Consider the following 18,535-nt stretch of genomic DNA (forward strand, 5'->3'; position numbering starts at 1 on the left):
GCGGGCGGATGTGGCGGTGCACGAAGAAGCGCGCCGGTTCCACATCCAGTTGTTCGCTGATGTCTTCGCCAATCTTGACCAGGTCCTTGCCGCATTGGCCGCACTGGCAGGATTCGGGTTCGTGGCGGTGCTCAACACGTGGCAGCTCTGGAGGCAATGCTTGGCGGCCCGCGCGTTGACGCGGCGCAGTGGGCTTCTTGCCTTGCAAGCCCTGCAGCTCATCTTCCATCGCCGCCAGGTCGGCATCGACCGTCTCTTCGAACAGCTCGCGCTGCTCGCCGGACTGAACTTCACTCTTCTTGCCGAACTGAATGCGCTTGTAATAGGCCAGTTCGTGCGTCAACGCGGAGATCTTGAAATCCTTCTCGGCGACGATGGCCGTCAAACGCGTGGTTTGCGCCGCGTCCTCGATCAACGCGCGCACCTGCGCGATCACGGCGGGATCGGCGTGGGTGCGGGTGAGTTCGGCGAGCAGGTTCATGGGGTCACAGTTTACTAGTCGGCGCCGACGTTTACAAGCAAAACAGTTTACGTTTCCTCACAAACGCCACTGCGCGGGCGGCGGGGCAGACAGCCGCTGCCAATCCACACCGGTCACCAGCCATTGCCACTGCTGGGCATCAATCTTCCAACTAGTGGCGTCTGCGTCAGGCCAGATGAACTGGCCGCGGTGCAGACGGCGCAAGCACATCCATACGCCATTGCCGTCCCAGCACACCAACTTCAGGCGCGTGCGGCGGCGGTTGGCAAAGACGTAGGCCGCGCCATCACAAGGCGGCTTGCCCAAGGCTTGCTGCACGTGCAGCGAGAGTCCATCAATTCCAGTGCGCATGTCCACTGGTGCCGTGGCCAGCCAGATCGATTCGGCACGCAGTTCCATTACAGAGCGCGCAGCAGCTCGGCTAGCCAGACTGCCGGCACGTCGCCCGGCAACGTCAACATCCAGCCGCGCTCGCAGCGCAAGCTCATTGCCCCCGCCGGCGCCGCAGCGCTATCGACTGCGACCGGCAACATCAGTGGTGTCGACTGCGGAGCCGCCAGCCGGCGTACCCAATAGCCCACCTGCCGCACAGGATAGCCATGCTTCAGCGCGAATGCGCGCTGTGACAACCCGCTACCACGCCATTGCTCCACGCGCTCCCGCCAAAGCGCCTCGCGTTCTACAAACTTCATCGGTGGCTTCCCTCAAGTAGAAAGGGAAATAGTGTGGACGGGGTGATCAGAAAATCATAGATGGGACGGCCGGACGCTTACGGAAGGACCGCACCTTATTTCCCTCATGTTTGAGGATCAAGACTTCTGCAATATGTTCGCAAACATCGTTCAAGCCTTTGATGGTGCCGATCTTCTTCAGCCATGCCGTCTGTACGCCGTCGGAGGAGAGGTTCGCAATTACCGCCTTCGCCGCACGTTCAGCTTCGCTGCGACGCTCAATGTCAGTCAGGAGGCGATAACTGCCACCTTCTTGCTTCAAAAAATGCGGCGGTCCTTTTTGGCTGGGATGCTCGATGACAGCGAATTCCGCGTGCATGACTTCCGCGCACATTGCACCAAAGTCGCGGTCGGTCAGGACGCTGGCGGTAACGTTTTGGCTGCGGAAACCCGGGTTCGACCATCCTTCTCGTTGCGCAGCGTAAAACAGCGCGCGAATCGATGACGAGTCTGCTGCCTTAAGAAGGTAGGGCCATTTCTTCGCGACCGCGTCTGCATCGTAATCGGCAGAGTATGCCGAAAAAGTGTGGAACAGCTTTTCACCCTCGTTTCCAAGTCCCGCCAAGGCGAGGCCGATGCTTACCCAGCTGTCGTATTCGGACGCCATGTGCGTCAGGTGTGGCAGCGCACTCGCCGCGTCCTTCACCATGTCGGCGGTCGTGTGATGCGTCCGCGAGATAGTCAAACTCTCGTTCATGCGTGGATTAAGCATGCGTTCCAGATTTGCGACCAACGGGGCGTCGAACGCATGGCAAAGCGTATCGTAGCCGTGCAGCTTTCCACTTTGGTACTCGTCGTGAAGCTTCACCTTGTCGCCGTTTTTGTGGTTGCGGACGCCAGGCAAGCGGATTGCCTGATTCGTGCGGGCGAACGCTGCGTCACCATCAAAGCGTTCTTGAATGGTCACAGCCAAAAACTGCATCTGGGCCGGGGTGCAAATGGCATCAAGAACCCACACGGCATGGTAACGGCCAGTCGAAGTCGTGACCACGTAAGTGGGGCAAATCAACTCATTCGACTCAAACAACTCAGGAAGCCCATTGTCGAAATCGGCCGCGACAGCCCAGGTATGCTGCACAATATTGCGGGAATGACCGGCCTCAGTCGTGACGGCGACCATCATGTAGGGCTCCCAGCCTGCCGCGGCGTGTTTCGCGAGCGTATCTTCCTGCTCGGTGAAGGTTCCGTAGCTGTGTTCGACGGCCTTGACTACGCGGGACTGGTTGCAGCGGTTCATGTAGACCAAACCGAACTTGCCCTCTTCACCGTGTACAGCGTGGCAGAGGATTTTCGCGTCAGTAAAGCTGTGATCGTAGTCTGTAGGTTTGACGCTGGATTTCATAGTTTGCTTTCAATTGGGTGTCTGGTGAGTCAACTGAGTACGATTTATATTGTTTATACTTTTTTACATTGGTTAAAAAATTAAACATATAAAAACAACTCAACTGGCTCATGTTGCATTTGCCGCCTATCGATTACTTTGAGCGGGTAGGGAGAAGGGATAGTCGCGAATAGGTGTATTAATTGGCAACCTCGCTCTCTGCAACACGGGCGTCAACCCAGGCATTCACCGCGTCGAGCGACCAGCGGCTTGAGCGTGCAATCTTCACCTGACGAACAAATTTTTGTTCAGCGATCAGCGCGTATATTTGGCTCTTGGACAGACCGGTAATTTCCAGTACGTCGTTGAGTCGGATGAGCTTCTTTGAAAACATGACACCTCCAAAACGCAAAAATAATTGGAGCCATGGAGCGTAATGAGTAGGCGAACGGAGTTCGCATAAACATCGGCTGGGCCAATGGCTATCGGGAATTAGTTTGGTTGGGGGTAGGGGAGCAAGGCGTTGGGAGTGTCCTCGCAAGACGTTCTGTGACCCTTAGAATTTCCAGGCGTTCGATACGTCAAGGAACGAAGTCTACACGAAATTGCGGAGCGCGCAAAAGTGGCGCTTGACGATGAGGGCCAGCCGCGGTCTGCCAGGCACGCTCATGGCAGAGCTTATTGTGACTGGCAAAAGGCTGCCCAGTCGTTCATGAGAAGACGACGTTTTTCAAACAGATCACCTCGAAAGTAGGCGGCTTCAGTCTTGTCCTTGACAGTGTGCGCAAGGGCGAACTCAATGCACTCTCGCGGATGGTGGGTGCATTCGCCGGCCCAGTCGCGGAACGTTGAACGAAAGCCGTGCACCGTGATGGGCCCGAATTTCATCCCGCGTACGAGTTCGAGCATTGCCATATTCGTGAGCGAAGAGTCCTTCTTGCGCCCTGGGAATACGAAGTCGTTCTCTGCGCTGTTCGCCATCCTCTCAACGATTGCGCAGGCACGGTCACTCAATGGCACACGATGTTCACGGTCAGCCTTCATCCGCGCTGGGGGGATGACCCATACCTTGGCTTCGAGGTCGAACTCAGCGAACGTCGCTTTTATCGTCTCGCTTGTCCGACTGGCGCAAAGGATCGTGAACTCGAGTGCGAGTGGTGATATGCCCACCTCATCCCGTAGCGCGGAGATGAATTGGGGAAGCTGGCCGTAGGGCAGTGCCGGATGGTGTGCTACCTTATTTGCGGCCGACCGGCTTATCAGCAAATGATCTAGGTGTCCTTTCCATCGCGCCGGATTGTCGCCGCGCCGATAACCGCGTGCCGTAGCCCAGTCAATCACGGACTCAATCCGGCCGCGTAGGCGTGATGCTGTCTCGGTTTTTACTTTCCAGATGGGCTCGAGTACCTTCATCACGAGTTCTACGTCAACATCAGCGATGGGAAGATGGCCAAATGTCGGATAAGCGTATGTCGAAAGAGTGTTCGTCCACTGGTCGGCATGCTTCTTGTTCTTCCAAGCGTCTTTGTGCGATAGATGGTATTGCGTTGCACAGTCACGAAAGCTAAGCGCACGCGCGTCATCCATTCGCTGAGCATGTTGCCGGTCCTTTTTGGCAGCCAGTGGGTCAACGCCCTCCTGCAGCTGCCCCCTGCACGCGTGCGCAGCCAAGCGGGCCTGCGCTAGGCTGACCGTATGTAAGGGGCCTAAGCCGACACTTCGGGCCTTGCTCTGTCTCATGTAACGAAACAGCCAGCTCTTGGCGCCCGCTTTCATAATCTGAAGGTAAAGCCCCCCACCATCACTGTAGAGCCCTGGAGTTGTGTTCTGTGCTACTGCTAACGCTTTTAACCGGTGGATTGTTCCAGCCATTTCTTGAGCTCCTAAGCCGCGACAATCAAGTCGACCTACAAAATAGTATCAGATGTCAGTGGACATCAATTACACCAACAGGGACCCCGGGGGACCAAGGGCGCCATGTAGCTACTGGTGCCCTTCCAACGAGCAATATCAAGGGTGGTCTTGCATGAGCATCAGTGGTCACGTAAGTGGCTGACACCGCTTCCGCCAGCAGCTCATCAGTAAGCTCCCCAAACGGGAGCTTTTTTTTCGCCTGTTCGTAGGGGAAAGAATCTACTAGCAATCGGAACACCGATATGACTTAACCGCAGTCCTGCGCCGCATCGGGCGGGGCAACATTCAGGTCCATGGCTTGCGCTGAGACATTCTGCAATTGCGTGCAGATTCGGGTTATGTGGTCCGTTGTTCTTCCCAGGCGCCCTCTCTCCCGCGTGCTTATAGCTCAGGCTTGCCCACACGCCCAACATGATTTCGCCGAAAAACGTAAATTCATAGCGCCGCCTACAAGATCCGTAAAGAAGGGCCTGGCTCCTGTGAGTGGGTCATCGATATGGAATGTGCCGACTACCGTTAAATAAACGACAACAAAACACCATATTGCAAACAATATGCTGCGGCAATTTTTTGCACTTTCTTGCATAAACTTGTCAAACTGTGGGAAACTGGTAACTCTTGCCAAAAAATTTTTGGAATTCCAAGCTATGCGGCGCGCCGAAATATTGGTTCTATAAGTAATAGAATGTAAAAATTGTTTTTGCATTCGGATAAATAGGAAGTTTCAATGGAATACAAAGATATAAAATTCGGCGAGCTAAGTGCAGAAGAAGAAATTGATAAAAGCCCAGATCTCGTTACCGACGGTTTCTATGATTTCAAAAGTGTCTCAAGCAGTATAATTAACGACCGTGAATTTCTCGTGTTAGGTAATAAAGGTAGCGGCAAATCGATTGTAGGAGAAAATCTGAAAGCTAAGTCCGGACTTCAACCGGATGGCTCTCAATTGTTTGTCTCGAAGTTTGGAATGAAAGACTTTCCTTTTAAATCATTTTCAAAAATCATTCCAGGAGACGAGGGCCCCGAAACAAAACTTCCTACGGTTTGGCAGTGGGCGTTGCTAGTTCAGGTCATCCTCTCTTTTAAAAATGACCTTGGCAAAGACCAAGAATTTAATAGCGAATTCAATCGCGCTGTAGAAAATCTAACAAAAATCGGAATTTTGCCGTCTACTAGTATTTCGGAGCTTGCGAGAATAAGCGGGACTAACGAATTTAAAATCAAACTAATGAGCTTTGAACTATCTGGAGATCTAACTCCAACCAAAGCAAACATGTTGATGTTTTCACAGATTATAGGGCACTTAAAAGGTATCGCTGAGCATTTGCAGTCGCCAAATAAACATTTCATCATCATTGATGGTCTTGATGACCAGCTCAGTGAGAAAAATAATCAGCTTCTGATAATCTCTGCGTTGATAAGTGAATCAGGAGAGTTAAATAAATTATTTAGGGAGCAGAATGTTCCTATGAAAATAGTTATTTTGTGCCGAAAAGACATATATCAAAAATTGCCCGGCGCGAATAAGAATAAATTGTCAAATTATACGGTTACGCTGAATTGGTACGAGGATCAAATTGATACAAATGAAAAGCATATAATAAAATTAGCGCAATTTAGGGCTGCGAAATCAGGGTTGCAAGGAAATTTATTTGACACGAATTTTCAAAAAAAATATGACGACAAAGATTCCGTTGAATACCTTTTGGATAATACAAGGTACACCCCGAGAGACTTTCTAAGGCTTCTAACCGAAATCCAAGGGTTTAAAGCAAAATCTAGCACCGTGTCATACAATGATCTTGTAAAATCTGTAAAAAAATATTCTACCGATTATTTTTGGCCGGAGATCGAAGACGAACTCGACGGATATTTTAGCAGGAAAGATATATCGATTCTGAAACAGGCATTGATTCATTTTCACAAGCGTGAATTCAAATTCTTAGAATTTTCAATGTTCCTAAACGGCAATAAATATGAGCTTCCGGATCTAAAAAGAATGCTAGAAGTAATGTATGACTGCGGGGCCATTTCCAACAGAACGGACAACGGAAATTATTTTTCGAAAATGCGTGACGGAAACGATTTCAATGAGAGACATGCAATCACGCTCCATCGCGGGGCGCTAAAGGCACTTGGGCTTTAGCGCTGTCGTCACGTGATCACGGCGCCGAAAGTAGTGCAGAAACTTAAAGGTTTTTGGCGATTTCGTCGTCCTCATGATCGCCATGCCTCGCCGGAAGTGCCGGAAGGTCGGGCGATCGGCTGGTGGAAGAGGGGACATTTGTGCATCAATTCCCCGTCCCGGAACGATCAACTTGCACGTTGGTACCGTAGATCTGTCCCGCCGCTCCCCCGCGCCGCAATGAATGCGCTCGGCTCCGCAGCATCGCAGCCAGTAGGTCGGACGCTGCGTTTCGCACCGTAGAAATGTAGTGCTGTTGACGATGATTTAACAGTACCGCCGTACTCACTTGGCGGATTGTGTGTACGACGATTGGACACAAAATATGAGCTCGCTTGAGGACCTATCAAAATTCCTAGCAGTAAAAGAAGTTCATTATCATGAATGTGTCGATGTGGTAACCCAGAACTTTGTGCTAAATAATTTGAAAGGAAATGTCCGATACCACCACATGCGATTTGATGGAAATGGATTACCGATGGTGAAAGCATTAGCCGAGGTGCTATATGACTACATAATCGATTATTGCATTTCTGCGCGCAATCGCAGTGCGCCCCTTACGACGGTACAGTCCGCTCGATTGGTTAAAGAAGCCCGCGCGCTGTTTCGGCGACCGGAAGTTACTGCAGAGGATCCTGATGAAACAGGAGAGGCTGGGGAAGCACTACTGTTTTTCCTTACCGAAGCAATATTAAAGGCGCCGCAGATCGTGGCAAAGATGGAATTGAAAACTAACCATAGAGATGAGGTGAAGGGTTCAGACGGCATCCACGCCCGTTGGGATCCAACATCGAACATCGTAGACTTTTATTTTGGTGAATCGAAACTTTACAAAGACGTAAATAGTGCGATTTCTGCTGTAATAAAAAGTGTTAATGGTTTTCATGATAATGAAATGTACCGACACGAACTAGTGATGGTGACAAAGCACTTTAAATATGCCGACGAGAAGGTGCGGGAGCGAATATCCGATTTGATCAAACGGGGTGAGCCTGGCGCGGGCGCACGTCTAAATCATGCCTGTTTAATAGGATATGATTGGGCAAAGTATAAAAGTCTGGATTCGGCGGATCTTAAAAATGATTTTTTAGCTCATTTAGTGGAAGACAGTCAAAAAATTATAAAAAATTTAGATAAGAAATTCGAGTCATTCGAAAAACTGCATTTGCGATTTGAGTTCTTTTTCATCCCGTTCCCTTCAGTGGCTGAGTTTAGAAATGCATTTAATGCTGCCTTGAAATAATATATGAGCCGCTTTCCTGACGGGTTTCCTACTGCCTACAAAAAATTGGTGATGTTAAGCGTCAATGCTAGTATCGCTACTGATTCACATCTATCATGCTCTTTAAATTCCGACGAGGTAAGGTTGTTGGTTGGGGTCGCATCTATTTCCTCGCTTTCTGATCAAGCTGATATGCAGTCCCTGGCTTATGAGATCTGTAGCCGCTTAATTGAGTGTTATGTCGACGTTGACGATCTTATTTCGAGTGCAGATATGATTTTGTCGAGAGTGGGAAACTTCCCCGGGCGGTCACTATTACGTCGGCGATTTCGCCAGGATTCCGAGCCCGATATTCCATTTTCTCTCTCGCTAGAGCGCATCGCGCGTCAAGCGGAGAATAGTTTGGAAAACGGGATTTGCCTCACGAATTTCCAGTATCGACTTTACCATTCTCTCTCTGGTGAGAGGGCGCTAAGTGTATCGGCGCCAACATCTGCGGGGAAATCGTACGTCTTAAATTTAGAATTGATACGGCGTCTTGGCGAAGCAAGCGGTAAGTGTATTGTCTATGTCGTTCCTACGCGTGCACTGGTGACGGAGGTGGTCGGCCGAATTAGAACAACCGTGCGCGAAGAGAACATGAGTGGAATTGTGATTAGAACTGCACCTTTCCCAGTAAAATTATCTTGTGCGGTCAGTGGGGTAGTATTTGTGTTAACGCAGGAGCGGCTGTTGAGTCTACTTGCAATTAGTAAGGATAAAACCGCAATTTCGCTTTTAATTGTTGATGAAGCCCACGAATTGAAAAAAGGGAATCGTGGAATACTTTTGCAGAACGCAGTGGATCTGGCCTTAAAGCAATCGCCAATGGCTGACGTCTTTTTCGCTAGCCCATTGATTCAAAATCCGGGGTACTTGCTCAATTTATTTCAACGTGAGAAAGATGGTCATTTCTTCACTGAAGAGGTGTCACCCGTTTCACAAAATCTGTTACTCGTTGCTCCCGTGTCGGGAAAGCCTAATATAGTTGAAATCTCGTCTCTCATTAATGGATCGCTAATTCGGGTCGGACGTTCCACCCTGGATTTTTCATTTCGCGATTCGGTGGCAGTTCAGAAAGCGAGGTTTGCATTAAAGGTTTGCAAGCCAGGTGAATCTGTGATTGTTTTCGCTAGTTCAGCGGCTGAAGCAGAAAAAACAGCGATGTGTGCTGCTAGCTATGTTCACGATTTCGAGGCGCCTGCCGAATTGCTCGATTTTATAAATTTTATTAGAGCAGAGATCCATGAAGAGTATCCGTTGATTATGTCGCTAACCATGGGCGTAGGATTCCACTACGGGAACATGCCGTCCATTGTTAGAGCTGGGGTGGAGCGTTTTTTTAAGGATGGGACAATTCGATTTTTAGCTTCAACTAGCACGCTCCTGCAAGGCGTAAATTTGCCTGCAAAGCATATCGTTATTCATAATCCTCATCTCGGGCCGGCGCCAATGGAACGTGCCGACTTCAGGAATTTGGCTGGCCGTGCCGGTCGATTGCTGAACGAATTTCATGGCAACGTATGGTGTATCAGGCCGATGGAATGGGAGGTAGCCTCGTTCCAAGGAGCGGAGCTTCAGGAGATTAGCAGTGCGATGAGCAATGTCATGCAAGATGGTGGTTCGTTGATCCAAGGAGTGTTAGGAAATGATGTCTTGGCGGAAGATAAAGATCTTGGTGACGCCGCGTTTAGTCGACTCTTTCATGAGTTGCGGGGCGATGGGGATGGGGAACAGTTAGTCCGAATTAATTACGCTACAGAAGCCAACAATCAAATTCTCTCCGCAAACATTGATTCGCTAAAGTCATTGATTATATCGCTGCCGGTTAGCTTTTTGGATTCTCACCGTTCGTTACGTCCTGACATGCTTCAACGTTTATACGAACAGATCGCGGGACTTGAGTTTCTGGATTTAATTCTATTGATCAAGCCGCATGAAACGGGCGGGAAGCAACGGATGAGCAGTGCGGTCGCGTTGATTTACAACGCGTTTGATATTCAAACAACGGAGAAGCAGCAGCGCTGGATTTGTGGAGTGGCTCACGAATGGGTTTGGGGGAAGCCCATAGGTGAGATGCTCGTAAAAAGAGTCGATCTGCTCCGCGCGCGAGGCGTTAAAGATTCGGCGTCTAAGATTATTCGAGATTTGTTGAAGTTGATCGAAACCGAAATACGGTTTAATTTAGTCCGTTATTTCGCAGCTTTTGAAGACCTGTTAAGAATTGTCTTAAAAGAAAGAGGACGCGAAGTTGACGAGTGCATTGTGGCTCCATATCACGTGTATTTAGAATTCGGATCTTCTGATCAAATATCGTTAGGCCTTATGGCTGTCGGGTTATCAAGATTTACCGCCATCAGATTGTCGACTGCGGTTTTTTGGGGCGATACGCGGGAACCCGAGGACCTCTTGAAAAAATTGGCTTCTATCCGTCTCGCCACACTTTCTCTGCCCAAAGTTTGCCAAGCTGAAATTCGTGAACTTTTGGGTTACCAATAATAAAATCGTATCCACCGAAAAGGAGTACAGCAATGACTAGAGGTGTTTCTTTACAAAACGGGCTTTCCTGGAAGCGCTCTGGCGATGCACTTGATCACTTCCAACAAATGTTGGATCGTTATTCCGTGGGTGAGCAAATATCTTCTCCGCAGGATGTAAGCGACCTTGCAGCGCTGCTGGAACGATACGACTCTATGCTACTACCGGGAGAGGCGACGAAAATTGGCGCCGGAATTTTATTTTTTTCAAAACAAACTAATAACGGCGAGGGTTGGTCGTCAGACAGTTTTTGGGTTCATCGAACCGACGCTACAAGCAGCGACTTCAGTTATAAAAAAGCTCTGGGACCGCTGCGTTCGGAGACAAAAGGTCGACGTAACCCGACGTGAATGAGTTGGAACATATGAGATTTGGACACCAAGCAAGCTTGAGCGCGCCTCATTCTGGATATAACAGGAGCAAATTGAGCAAAAATGCGGGTTGAAAAGGTGCGTAGTGGGGCTGGTACATCCAGAAGTTTCGTATTTTCTCAAAGGAGAGTTCGAATCTCACCGCTTCAGCCAGTAGCGCCTCACTAAGCTCCCCGACCGGGAGCTTTTTTGAGCCTGCCGAACAAGGTCGATCTGCCTATCGTCGATGCGACTTGCTCGAAAGGCGAATCTTCTGATGCAGGCATGGGCGGAGTACTGCGTGGTCGGAATCGTGTCTACTCGTTGAAATTACGCTTGTGATTTTCTGTCATTTATCACTGGCAGGCCCGTCCCACCCCGGTTTTTTTAGTCATCGTTCGACCTTACAACTGACTCATTTTTTCATCGCCCTGGTCGGCTTGGATGCCTTCGCAGGTACTGCCTTTTTCCGCTTGGCCGGCACATCCATTTCGCTCGGATCCAATAAAAGTAGCGTATCAACGTAAGCGATCATGCGACTCAGATAATCCGGCGAGATTTCCTGCATCATTGCCAATGAGCGCAGTACCAGCATGTGGGAATTGATCGGCCCGGCATTTGTCGGCGCCTGTTTCATGGCCTGCGCCAGCTGTTTGTCGACGCTCAGTCTGACCCAGGTAGCGCGTGATTCGCGTACGGTCTTCAACTCGAGGGTGGAGGAGCCGGTTGCGGTCGAGTGCGATGTTGCATGTTGTACGGGCGGATGTCCCGGTGAACCGGTCAAGGCCGGTTCAAGTTGCGACACCAGCTTGGTCAATGCCGCACATTGCTCTCGCGCTTCCAGCGTGGCTAGAAAGTACCGCAAACCTTTGAAATCGCTGCCTGCAAATAGCCGCTCCAGCTCGGTGGCGGCCTGTGGATGCTTCTCGCAAGCAGTAGCAAGCAGTCTGGCCGCGGCAGTGCGCGCTTGCTCGAATCGCTCGGCAAATACGGCCAGCGCTTGCGCGAGCTTCGCCTCCAGCATTTGCCGCACGCTCCCATTGTGTGCAGCAGCGCGCTGCGCCAGCGTTTCGAGATAGTGCCACCCTGCAGTATCAAAGCTTTCTCCGCCCTGATCCCTCACGCTCGCAAGCAGGGGTGGTGAGCGACAATTATCTTGGCCGGTAGACGACAACTATCTTGGCCGGTTTGTCACCTGAAACCGGCCCGGTGCGGAAGCGAGGTTTACAGTTGTTTCATTCAGCACGGTGCTGAGGGAGATGACGAGTGGCCGGCAAACGCATTGGAGATCACCAAGTGGGCATTTACAAGAAACTCAGAACCAAGCTCGGGCAGGAAGTTGCTGCGGCCAAGACCGGCATTAGCGTACGCTCAGCACGCCGGATCGACGCCAGCGAGGCTTTGCCATCTCAACGAGAAGCGCGCAAGTGGCGCACGCGATCCGACCCGTTTGAGGCGGTCTGGGACAGCGAGCTCGTACCGATGCTGGCAGCTGCGCCGGGCCTGACCGCGACGACGCTGCTCGAAGAGGTTCAACGGCGTTATCCAGGGCTGTACGACGATGCACTGCTGCGCACCTTGCAGCGACGGGTGCGCACGTGGAGCGCCAGTTACGGCAAGGAGCGCGAGGTGTTCTTCGCGCAGACGCACCCACCTGGCCGCCTGGGCCTGTCGGACTTCACCCATGCCACCGTCCTCCAAGTGACCATCGCCGGCGCGACCCTATTGCACCTGCTGTACCAGTTCGCCTTGGCTTACTCTGGCTGGCGCTACGTCGAGGTGGTGCTGGGCGGAGAGAGCTTCATGGCCCTGTCCTCCGGCCTGCAGAATGCGGCATGGATGATGGGCGGCGTTCCTGAGGAGCACCGGACCGACAGCCTGGCCGCAGCTTTCAAGAACAAGGCCGAGCATGAGCTGCTGACGCGGCGCTATGATGCACTGTGCCAGCATTACGGCATGCGCCCCAGCCGCAACAACCTCGGCGTGAGCCACGAGAACGGTTCGATCGAATCGCGGCAAGGCACCCTCAAGCGCACCATGGAGCAGGCGTTGCTATTGCGTGGGCACCGCGACTTCGCCGATCTGGACGCCTACCGTCTGTTCGTGGCTGAAGTATTCGGGCGACTCAATGGCCGCGTTGCCCGCAAGTTCAATGAAGAACGTGCCATGCTCATGGCCCTGCCGACAAGGCGCAGCAGCGACTATGAGGAGGTCGACGCGCGCGTCACCAAGTACTGCACGATGACGGTCAAGAAGGTGCTGTGCACGGCCCCGTCGAGGCTGGTGGGACATCGGTTGAAAGTACGCGTCTTCGCCGAGCGGCTTGAGTGCTGGCTGGGCAATGTGTGCGTACTTGAGCTACGGCGCGGTCAGCCCGACCCGGTCAGCGGGCGCGGCAAGGTGGTCGACTATCGCCACCTGCTCCCAGCGCTCAAACGCAAGCCCGGAGCGCTGGCGCGCTCTGTGCTGCGCGACGCGCTGTTCCCGCGTACCGAGTACCGCCTGATGTGGGTTCAGCTGAAAGATTGCCTGCCCGAGGCGCAAGCCTGCAGGCTCATGGTTGGCCTGCTGGACCTGGCCGGCAACGGCGGCTGCGAGGCGGCGCTCGCGCAGCGCTTGGCGGCGCTGCTCGCTGCCGGCGAGATGCCGGACTTGGAAGAGCTGCAGCAGGAGATGGCGCCGCGGCCGGCGCAATGCCCGACCGTGACGGTGGTGCTGCCGACACTGGCCAGCTACGACTGCTTGCTGGAGGCTGCATGAGCAGCATCGCGGCGCGCCTGCCGCTGATCCTCAACGAGCTGCGCCTGCCAACGATCAAGCGCCTGTGGGCCGGCCTGGCAGAGCAGTCGAACAAGGAGGGCTGGCCTGCCGAGCGCTTCCTCACCGCTGTGATGGAACACGAGTTGGCCGAGAGAGAAACGCGGCGCCTGGAACGGCACCGGCTCGAATCCCAACTCCTGCCGGGCAAGCTGCTATCGAGCTTCGACTTCACCACGGTACCCACGGTATCGAAAGCGCATGTCACCGCGCTGGTCGAAGGCGACGGCTGGATCGACCAGGGGGCCAACCTGCTGCTGTTCGGCCCGCCCGGCGTGGGCAAGAGCCATCTCGTGTGCGCCATCGGCTACGGCCTGATCGACCGCGGCTACGGCGTTCACTTCACGCGCACCAGCGACCTCGTGCAGCGGCTGCAGGTGGCACGCAGGGAAATGCGCCTGCCGGCCGAGATCGCAAAGCTGGACCGATTCGACCTGCTGATTTTGGATGACCTGAGCTACGTCAGGCGCGACCAGGCAGAGACGTCGGTGCTGTTCGAACTGATCGCTGCGCGCTACGAGAGGAAGAGCTTGGCGCTGACGGCCAACCAGCCGTTCTCTGGGTGGGACCAGGTGTTTCCAGAACCGGCCATGACGCTGGCGGCGGTGGACCGTCTGGTGCATCACTCGACCATCTTCGAGTTAAACGTGGAAAGCTATCGTCGCCGTCACGCATCGGTGGGCAGCGCTACCGCCAAGCAAAAAACGAAGGAAAAAACGGATTAACAACACTTCGCTTCACCGGCCAAGATAATTGACGCCGACCGGCCAAGATAGTTGACGCCATCCACAGGGGATCAATTCTTGAGTGCGGTAGCGCCTGCACGGAATCCAAGGCCGGGATGCCAACGTCACCCATTCGAAGGCGCTTTGGCAGGAGAAGACTTGGGTACCGGCGCCATCTCCACCCGCCGGTTCTGCGCGCGCGGTGTCGTCGGTGTTCGCTTTTACCGGCTGCTCGGAACCGAATGCGGCGGCAAACACCATCGACGAAGGCATTCCTTGCTCGACCAGCGTGCGCGTTACCGTTAGCGCACGCTGCGCCGACAGTTCCCAGTTGCCGCAAACGGTCCGTTGCGGATGGGCTTGTCGTCGGTAAAGCCACTGACCATCAGCATCTCGTCGCGCGAGGCGAGATAGGCGCGCAGCGGCACTACCAGGCTGTTGAGCAACTGGCGGCCATCCGGCTGCAATTTGTCCGAATTTTGTGCGAACAGAACCTGACCACTGATGCCGATGCGGCCATTGTTCAGGGTAATGCGGCCGCTTGCCAGCGGAACCGCCAGGGCCTTCTCCAGCGTCATGCGGCGTTGTTCCTCGGCCTGACGTTTCTTCACTTCTGCCTGCAGGCTGGAACTCAGTTCCATCTGCACGCCAACCACTGCCACCAGCAGCAGCACAAATGCGCCCAGCAGTCCGGACATCAGGTCGCCGAAGACGGCCCAGACCGGCGCGCTCTTCGGCTCCGGATCGAAGAGCTGGGCGTTTCGGTTCACCGCGGGCGGCAGGTCGCGAGAGATGGGGTTGGGCGGGGCGCACCCCTGCGTGTCACGGTGCTCCTCCAGAGCATTCGGCCCCTGGCCGCTCAATGATGTGTGTGATGCGAGAACGGTCGTCGGTCATTGATGGTGAGGGAATCGTCAATGACCTCAGAAAGTGGATTGCAGGTCATCTAAAGTTTTCGAAATTTTTGGTGCATCGCGCCAACGACTGCTTCTGGCCGAATCCGGCCGTTCAGATCAGCGTAGCAGGCTTGCATGACGGCGTTGGCGTCGGTAGGTGAGTCGAATCAGCGCTGTTGTTCTGACGGCTTCAAGATTGCCTGCAATTGGTCCTGGCCTCACGTCAGCACGTCGGCCCAGATCTGCCGCGCCCACGCATCCGCGTCCGTGCCTTCGTCGGTCGAAGGCCGGGCCGACAGGAAGCTGTCCGCTTGCGCCTGCATGCTTTTTTTCGCCGCGTCGTAGTGGTACAAGGTCGATATGTGCATCGCCTGCCGGTCGTCGACAAAGCTGTAGCAGGTGTTGGCAAACGCGGGCGCCGGGTCGGGTGCCTGTCCCTGCATCAGGGCATAGATGGCGCGCGCGCAAATCTTGGCCTGGGCGTTGGCCAAGTGGGCCGACTTGGGCAAGCCGGCATCGATGGCGTCGCCGATCACGTGTACATTCGGCAGTACTTGCGATGCATAACTGAGAAAGTCGACCTCGCACCAGCGGCCGTCGACGTTGGCCAGGCCGGCAGCCTGCGCCAGTTGGCCGGCCCGCTGCGGTGGAATGATATTCAAGACATCGGATGTGACGCGATCGAACGCAGTCTTCACAGTCCTGGTCGCGACATCGACGTGTTGCACCTCGCTGCCCGGCACGTACTCGATCAAGCCCGGATACAAATCTCGCCAGGCGCGCTCGAACAGGGGGCGTTTCGAGGTGATGACGGGATTGGCATCGAGCACCATGACCTTGGAACGCGGCTTGTGCCTTTTCAGGTAGAACGCTACTTGGCAGGCGCGCTCGTATGGCGCCGGCGGACAACGGTAAGGCAGCAATGGCACTGTGATGGTGAACACGCCGCCGTCGGGCATATTCAACAATTGCCGGTGCAAATTGCGCGTTTGCGGGCCCGCTTTCCAGGCATGGGGAATTGTTTCCTGTGCGCCGGCCAGCGCCGGCCACGCGTCGTACATGAAATCGATGCCGGGGGCGACAATGAGGCGGTCATACGACAAGGGTTTGCCGGCCACCATAAGGCGCGACTTGTCCGCATCGATCGCCGTCACACTGCCGGTCATGCGCTTGACGCCATGGTGGTTCGCAAGGGAACCGTAGCCGAACGTGAGTTGCTCCAGGGTCTTTTGACCAGCCAACACGCGGTTGCTGACCGGGCAGGAGATAAAATCGGCACGCACGTCGACCAGAATGACGTCGATGCGCCCACCGCTCAACAGCCGCAGATACTTGGCTGCCGTCGCCCCGCCGAAGCCCGCGCCGACCACGACGACGCGCCCCAGGCTGGCATGGCGTGCAATGTCCCTGCCAGGTGCTGCCAGCGCGGGCCAGACAGGTCCGCTCAAGGCCAGTTCGAGAAAGGTCCGCCTGCGCACCCTTACTCCCATTCCAGAAGTGGAAAAAGCACATTCACATTGCGCCGGTTGACCACATCGAACAGCTGCCAGCGCGTACGTTCGCTGGCGGCCGCCGTCGTCATGGTCGCCGTCATGTTGTCGCCGCGGCGAATGCTCGCACGCACATCGCGCAGGAGGGTGGCCAGATAGTCCGCCTGGCGGTCCAGCGCCTGATTTTTATGCCGGGTGACGGGGCCATGTCCAGGAATGACCACGACGGCAGGCAGCTTTTTCAATTGTTCGGTGACAGCGAGCCATCCCTTGACGTCGCCGTCAATGGCCGGGGTGCGCTCGATAAACAGCAAATCACCGCTCCACAGCGTGCCGGTTGCACCGTCGAATACGGTGAGATCGTTGTCGGTATGCGCGCTTGGCCAGGCAGTCAGTTCCAGCTTGCGTTGGCCGAGATCGAGGATCAGGCGGTCTTGCACGGTCTGGCGAGGCGCAATCAGCACGCTTTTTTCGGCGCCTTCTCCCAGCTGCTTAGTCAGGTTGCGCATATAAGCGTCGCGGCGCGCGGCCAGCGCGCGCGGCAGCCGGGCGTGACCGATCACTTGCGGCTCACTGCCGGCGCCATCGCGCTCGGCATTGGTACGCAAAAAAGCGGCATTGCCGAACATATGATCAGGATGGCCATGTGTGTTGATGACATAGCGAACCGGAAGCTGCGTGAGGCCGCGCAGTGCTTCTTTCAGTGCCATGCCCACCGCGTAGGAGCCGCCCGTATCGATGATGGCGACCGCCTCTGTGCCAATGATAAAACCGACATTGGCGATGTCGCCATCGTAGCCGTACTCGAAATCCTTGTGCTGGCCGATATGCACATAGACGCCCGGCGCCACCTTGTCGACACGCAGGGGCGCTGCGGCCAGGGGCGCGCAAACGGTTGCGGCCAGCAAGAGCGACAGACCGGTCAGGCGCCGCATTCAGCCACCGACATCGATCGACTGGCGGAAGGTCGCGCCGGTATTGTCCTGCAAGACCACTGCCAGCGCACCGGGCCGGTCGGCGACGAAGCCGAATTCGAGGATTGGATTTTCGCTGATACCAATCGAGGTATCCGCCACCATGACCGGCTGGCCGTTGAAGGTCACGGCGACATGTTGAATGAAATACGCAGGCCGAAAACCATTGGTGATGAGGTTGCGCTGCAAGCCGGTATACATCGGATGTCTGATCAACAGTCGGGCCTTGTTGATCCCGCCAACGTTCAAAGGCCCGCCCAGCGCCAACTTCATTTTGCCCGCCGCCGCCATGACGACCGGATCGTCGCCCGCCACGCTGCCGCCGCAACCGCCCGATGCCTTGACGGTCACCGTGCTGACATACAATTTGCCATCATTCGCTTCGGCGACGACGTGGACCGGGGAATCCGCATCGAAGCGGATTCTGGTGGAAATTTCCGCCTTGCCGCTTTCTGGCTTGAAGTGGAACACCGCGGTCAAAGGCACCGGGTTGGCATCGACCAGCACGGTAACCGACTTGATGTAATTGTTTGCCGTCATCGGATGATCGATGCTGAAAGCAAACGGCACCTGGTCGCCGCTGGCTGCGCGCGCGGGTGCGGTGACATGGATAAATGGTGCGGGTTCCAGCTTTTTGCCGGGGAAGTAAGATTGTTGCAATGCCGGCCATGGGTCGGCGACGGCCTGCGCCGTTGCCGCGATCGGGCAAGCCGACAGGGCCAGCGCTGCCAGGCCGGCGAAAAAACACACGCAGCGCGAACCGGGCAGGCGTTGTTTCATCAGATCTACCTCGATTTTTAATGTCAAAAAATCACGACTTCGAAAAGCATAGTCTCGCTGTCTTAGGTCCCT

16 protein-coding genes and 1 pseudogene are annotated in these 18,535 nt (G+C 54.6%); 6 read left to right on the top strand and 11 right to left on the bottom strand.

Annotated features, from left to right (window positions below; all coding sequences use genetic code 11):
- The 6 genes from CR105_RS25575 to CR105_RS25600 form a co-directional block, all read right to left on the bottom strand.
- The coding region (locus tag CR105_RS25575) for an IS66 family transposase (RefSeq protein WP_180288311.1) at positions 1-481 on the bottom strand (481 nt) is incomplete at its 3' end.
- A 57-nt stretch (positions 482-538) separates the two neighbouring features.
- Positions 539-880, bottom strand: coding sequence for an IS66 family insertion sequence element accessory protein TnpB (gene tnpB / locus CR105_RS25580; protein WP_099793531.1), 342 nt, complete (start codon positions 878-880; stop codon positions 539-541).
- Positions 880-1,173: an IS66 family insertion sequence element accessory protein TnpA gene (gene tnpA / locus CR105_RS25585; RefSeq protein ID WP_099793533.1), complete on the bottom strand. Its 294-nt coding sequence runs from the start codon at positions 1,171-1,173 to the stop codon at positions 880-882. Before tnpA ends, tnpB begins: the two co-directional genes overlap by 1 nt.
- Before the next feature lie 46 nt (positions 1,174-1,219).
- Positions 1,220-2,554: a DNA-primase RepB domain-containing protein gene (locus tag CR105_RS25590; RefSeq protein ID WP_099793535.1), complete on the bottom strand. Its 1,335-nt coding sequence runs from the start codon at positions 2,552-2,554 to the stop codon at positions 1,220-1,222.
- Positions 2,555-2,732: 178 nt separating this feature from the next.
- The gene (locus CR105_RS25595; protein WP_099793537.1) at positions 2,733-2,927 is read right to left on the bottom strand and encodes a helix-turn-helix transcriptional regulator; all 195 of its coding nucleotides are present in this window, start codon (positions 2,925-2,927) and stop codon (positions 2,733-2,735) included.
- Positions 2,928-3,211: 284 nt separating this feature from the next.
- Positions 3,212-4,405: a tyrosine-type recombinase/integrase gene (locus tag CR105_RS25600; RefSeq protein WP_099793540.1), complete on the bottom strand. Its 1,194-nt coding sequence runs from the start codon at positions 4,403-4,405 to the stop codon at positions 3,212-3,214.
- Positions 4,406-5,174: 769 nt separating this feature from the next.
- Here CR105_RS25600 and CR105_RS28055 point away from each other — a divergent pair.
- The 4 genes from CR105_RS28055 (at position 5,175) to CR105_RS25620 (ending at position 10,781) form a co-directional block, all read left to right on the top strand.
- Positions 5,175-6,593 (top strand): P-loop ATPase, Sll1717 family, encoded by a 1,419-nt coding sequence (locus tag CR105_RS28055; RefSeq protein WP_131021818.1) that lies wholly within the window; start codon positions 5,175-5,177, stop codon positions 6,591-6,593.
- Between the two features lie 364 nt (positions 6,594-6,957).
- On the top strand, positions 6,958-7,875 hold the full coding sequence (locus CR105_RS25610) for a HamA C-terminal domain-containing protein (protein ID WP_099793544.1): 918 nt from the start codon (positions 6,958-6,960) through the stop codon (positions 7,873-7,875).
- Between the two features lie 3 nt (positions 7,876-7,878).
- On the top strand, positions 7,879-10,392 hold the full coding sequence (locus tag CR105_RS25615) for a DEAD/DEAH box helicase (RefSeq protein ID WP_099793546.1): 2,514 nt from the start codon (positions 7,879-7,881) through the stop codon (positions 10,390-10,392).
- A gap of 32 nt (positions 10,393-10,424) precedes the next feature.
- Positions 10,425-10,781: a DUF3223 domain-containing protein gene (locus tag CR105_RS25620; protein ID WP_099793549.1), complete on the top strand. Its 357-nt coding sequence runs from the start codon at positions 10,425-10,427 to the stop codon at positions 10,779-10,781.
- A 415-nt stretch (positions 10,782-11,196) separates the two neighbouring features.
- On the opposite strand, the gene CR105_RS25625 is transcribed toward CR105_RS25620, so the two are convergent.
- Positions 11,197-11,904: a DUF2894 domain-containing protein gene (locus CR105_RS25625; RefSeq protein ID WP_180288312.1), complete on the bottom strand. Its 708-nt coding sequence runs from the start codon at positions 11,902-11,904 to the stop codon at positions 11,197-11,199.
- Between the two features lie 143 nt (positions 11,905-12,047).
- On the opposite strand from CR105_RS25625, the gene istA reads away from it, so the two are divergent.
- Together istA and istB are read left to right on the top strand one after the other, a co-directional pair.
- A complete protein-coding gene (istA, locus tag CR105_RS25630) occupies positions 12,048-13,541 on the top strand; it encodes an IS21 family transposase (RefSeq protein ID WP_099793553.1) in 1,494 nt (497 codons plus the stop codon).
- Positions 13,538-14,323 carry an IS21-like element helper ATPase IstB gene (istB, locus tag CR105_RS25635; protein ID WP_099793556.1) on the top strand — a complete coding sequence of 262 codons (786 nt, stop codon included), beginning with the start codon at positions 13,538-13,540 and terminating at the stop codon, positions 14,321-14,323. Before istA ends, istB begins: the two co-directional genes overlap by 4 nt.
- Before the next feature lie 125 nt (positions 14,324-14,448).
- Here the strand turns inward: istB and CR105_RS25640 are convergent.
- The 4 genes and pseudogenes from CR105_RS25640 to CR105_RS25655 all read right to left on the bottom strand — a co-directional run bounded on the left by CR105_RS25640 (position 14,449) and on the right by CR105_RS25655 (position 18,463).
- Positions 14,449-15,093, bottom strand: a pseudogene (locus CR105_RS25640) (OmpA family protein).
- Between the two features lie 344 nt (positions 15,094-15,437).
- On the bottom strand, positions 15,438-16,697 hold the full coding sequence (locus CR105_RS25645) for an NAD(P)/FAD-dependent oxidoreductase (protein ID WP_370660708.1): 1,260 nt from the start codon (positions 16,695-16,697) through the stop codon (positions 15,438-15,440).
- Between the two features lie 2 nt (positions 16,698-16,699).
- Complete coding sequence (locus CR105_RS25650; protein ID WP_099793560.1) at positions 16,700-17,644, bottom strand: quinoprotein relay system zinc metallohydrolase 2; 945 nt, start codon at positions 17,642-17,644, stop codon at positions 16,700-16,702.
- Positions 17,645-18,463, bottom strand: a complete 819-nt coding sequence (locus CR105_RS25655) for a quinoprotein dehydrogenase-associated SoxYZ-like carrier (protein WP_099793563.1) — start codon at positions 18,461-18,463, stop codon at positions 17,645-17,647.
- Between the last annotated feature and the right edge of the window lie 72 nt (positions 18,464-18,535).

Origin of the sequence: Massilia eurypsychrophila, assembly GCF_002760655.1 — a bacterium.
Lineage (GTDB): Bacteria > Pseudomonadota > Gammaproteobacteria > Burkholderiales > Burkholderiaceae_D > JAFCUW01.

Bases quoted from the DNA above. Each gene is read 5' to 3' on its own strand.
- istB (WP_099793556.1), top strand. From the start codon at position 13,538: ATGAGCAGCATCGCGGCGCGCCTGCCGCTGATCCTCAACGAGCTGCGC.
- CR105_RS28055 (WP_131021818.1), top strand. From the start codon at position 5,175: ATGGAATACAAAGATATAAAATTCGGCGAGCTAAGTGCAGAAGAAGAA.
- CR105_RS25600 (WP_099793540.1), bottom strand. From the start codon at position 4,405: ATGGCTGGAACAATCCACCGGTTAAAAGCGTTAGCAGTAGCACAGAAC.
- CR105_RS25590 (WP_099793535.1), bottom strand. From the start codon at position 2,554: ATGAAATCCAGCGTCAAACCTACAGACTACGATCACAGCTTTACTGAC.
- CR105_RS25620 (WP_099793549.1), top strand. From the start codon at position 10,425: ATGACTAGAGGTGTTTCTTTACAAAACGGGCTTTCCTGGAAGCGCTCT.
- CR105_RS25655 (WP_099793563.1), bottom strand. From the start codon at position 18,463: ATGAAACAACGCCTGCCCGGTTCGCGCTGCGTGTGTTTTTTCGCCGGC.
- tnpB (WP_099793531.1), bottom strand. From the start codon at position 880: ATGGAACTGCGTGCCGAATCGATCTGGCTGGCCACGGCACCAGTGGAC.
- CR105_RS25610 (WP_099793544.1), top strand. From the start codon at position 6,958: ATGAGCTCGCTTGAGGACCTATCAAAATTCCTAGCAGTAAAAGAAGTT.
- CR105_RS25595 (WP_099793537.1), bottom strand. From the start codon at position 2,927: ATGTTTTCAAAGAAGCTCATCCGACTCAACGACGTACTGGAAATTACC.
- CR105_RS25650 (WP_099793560.1), bottom strand. From the start codon at position 17,644: ATGCGGCGCCTGACCGGTCTGTCGCTCTTGCTGGCCGCAACCGTTTGC.
- tnpA (WP_099793533.1), bottom strand. From the start codon at position 1,173: ATGAAGTTTGTAGAACGCGAGGCGCTTTGGCGGGAGCGCGTGGAGCAA.
- CR105_RS25615 (WP_099793546.1), top strand. From the start codon at position 7,879: ATGAGCCGCTTTCCTGACGGGTTTCCTACTGCCTACAAAAAATTGGTG.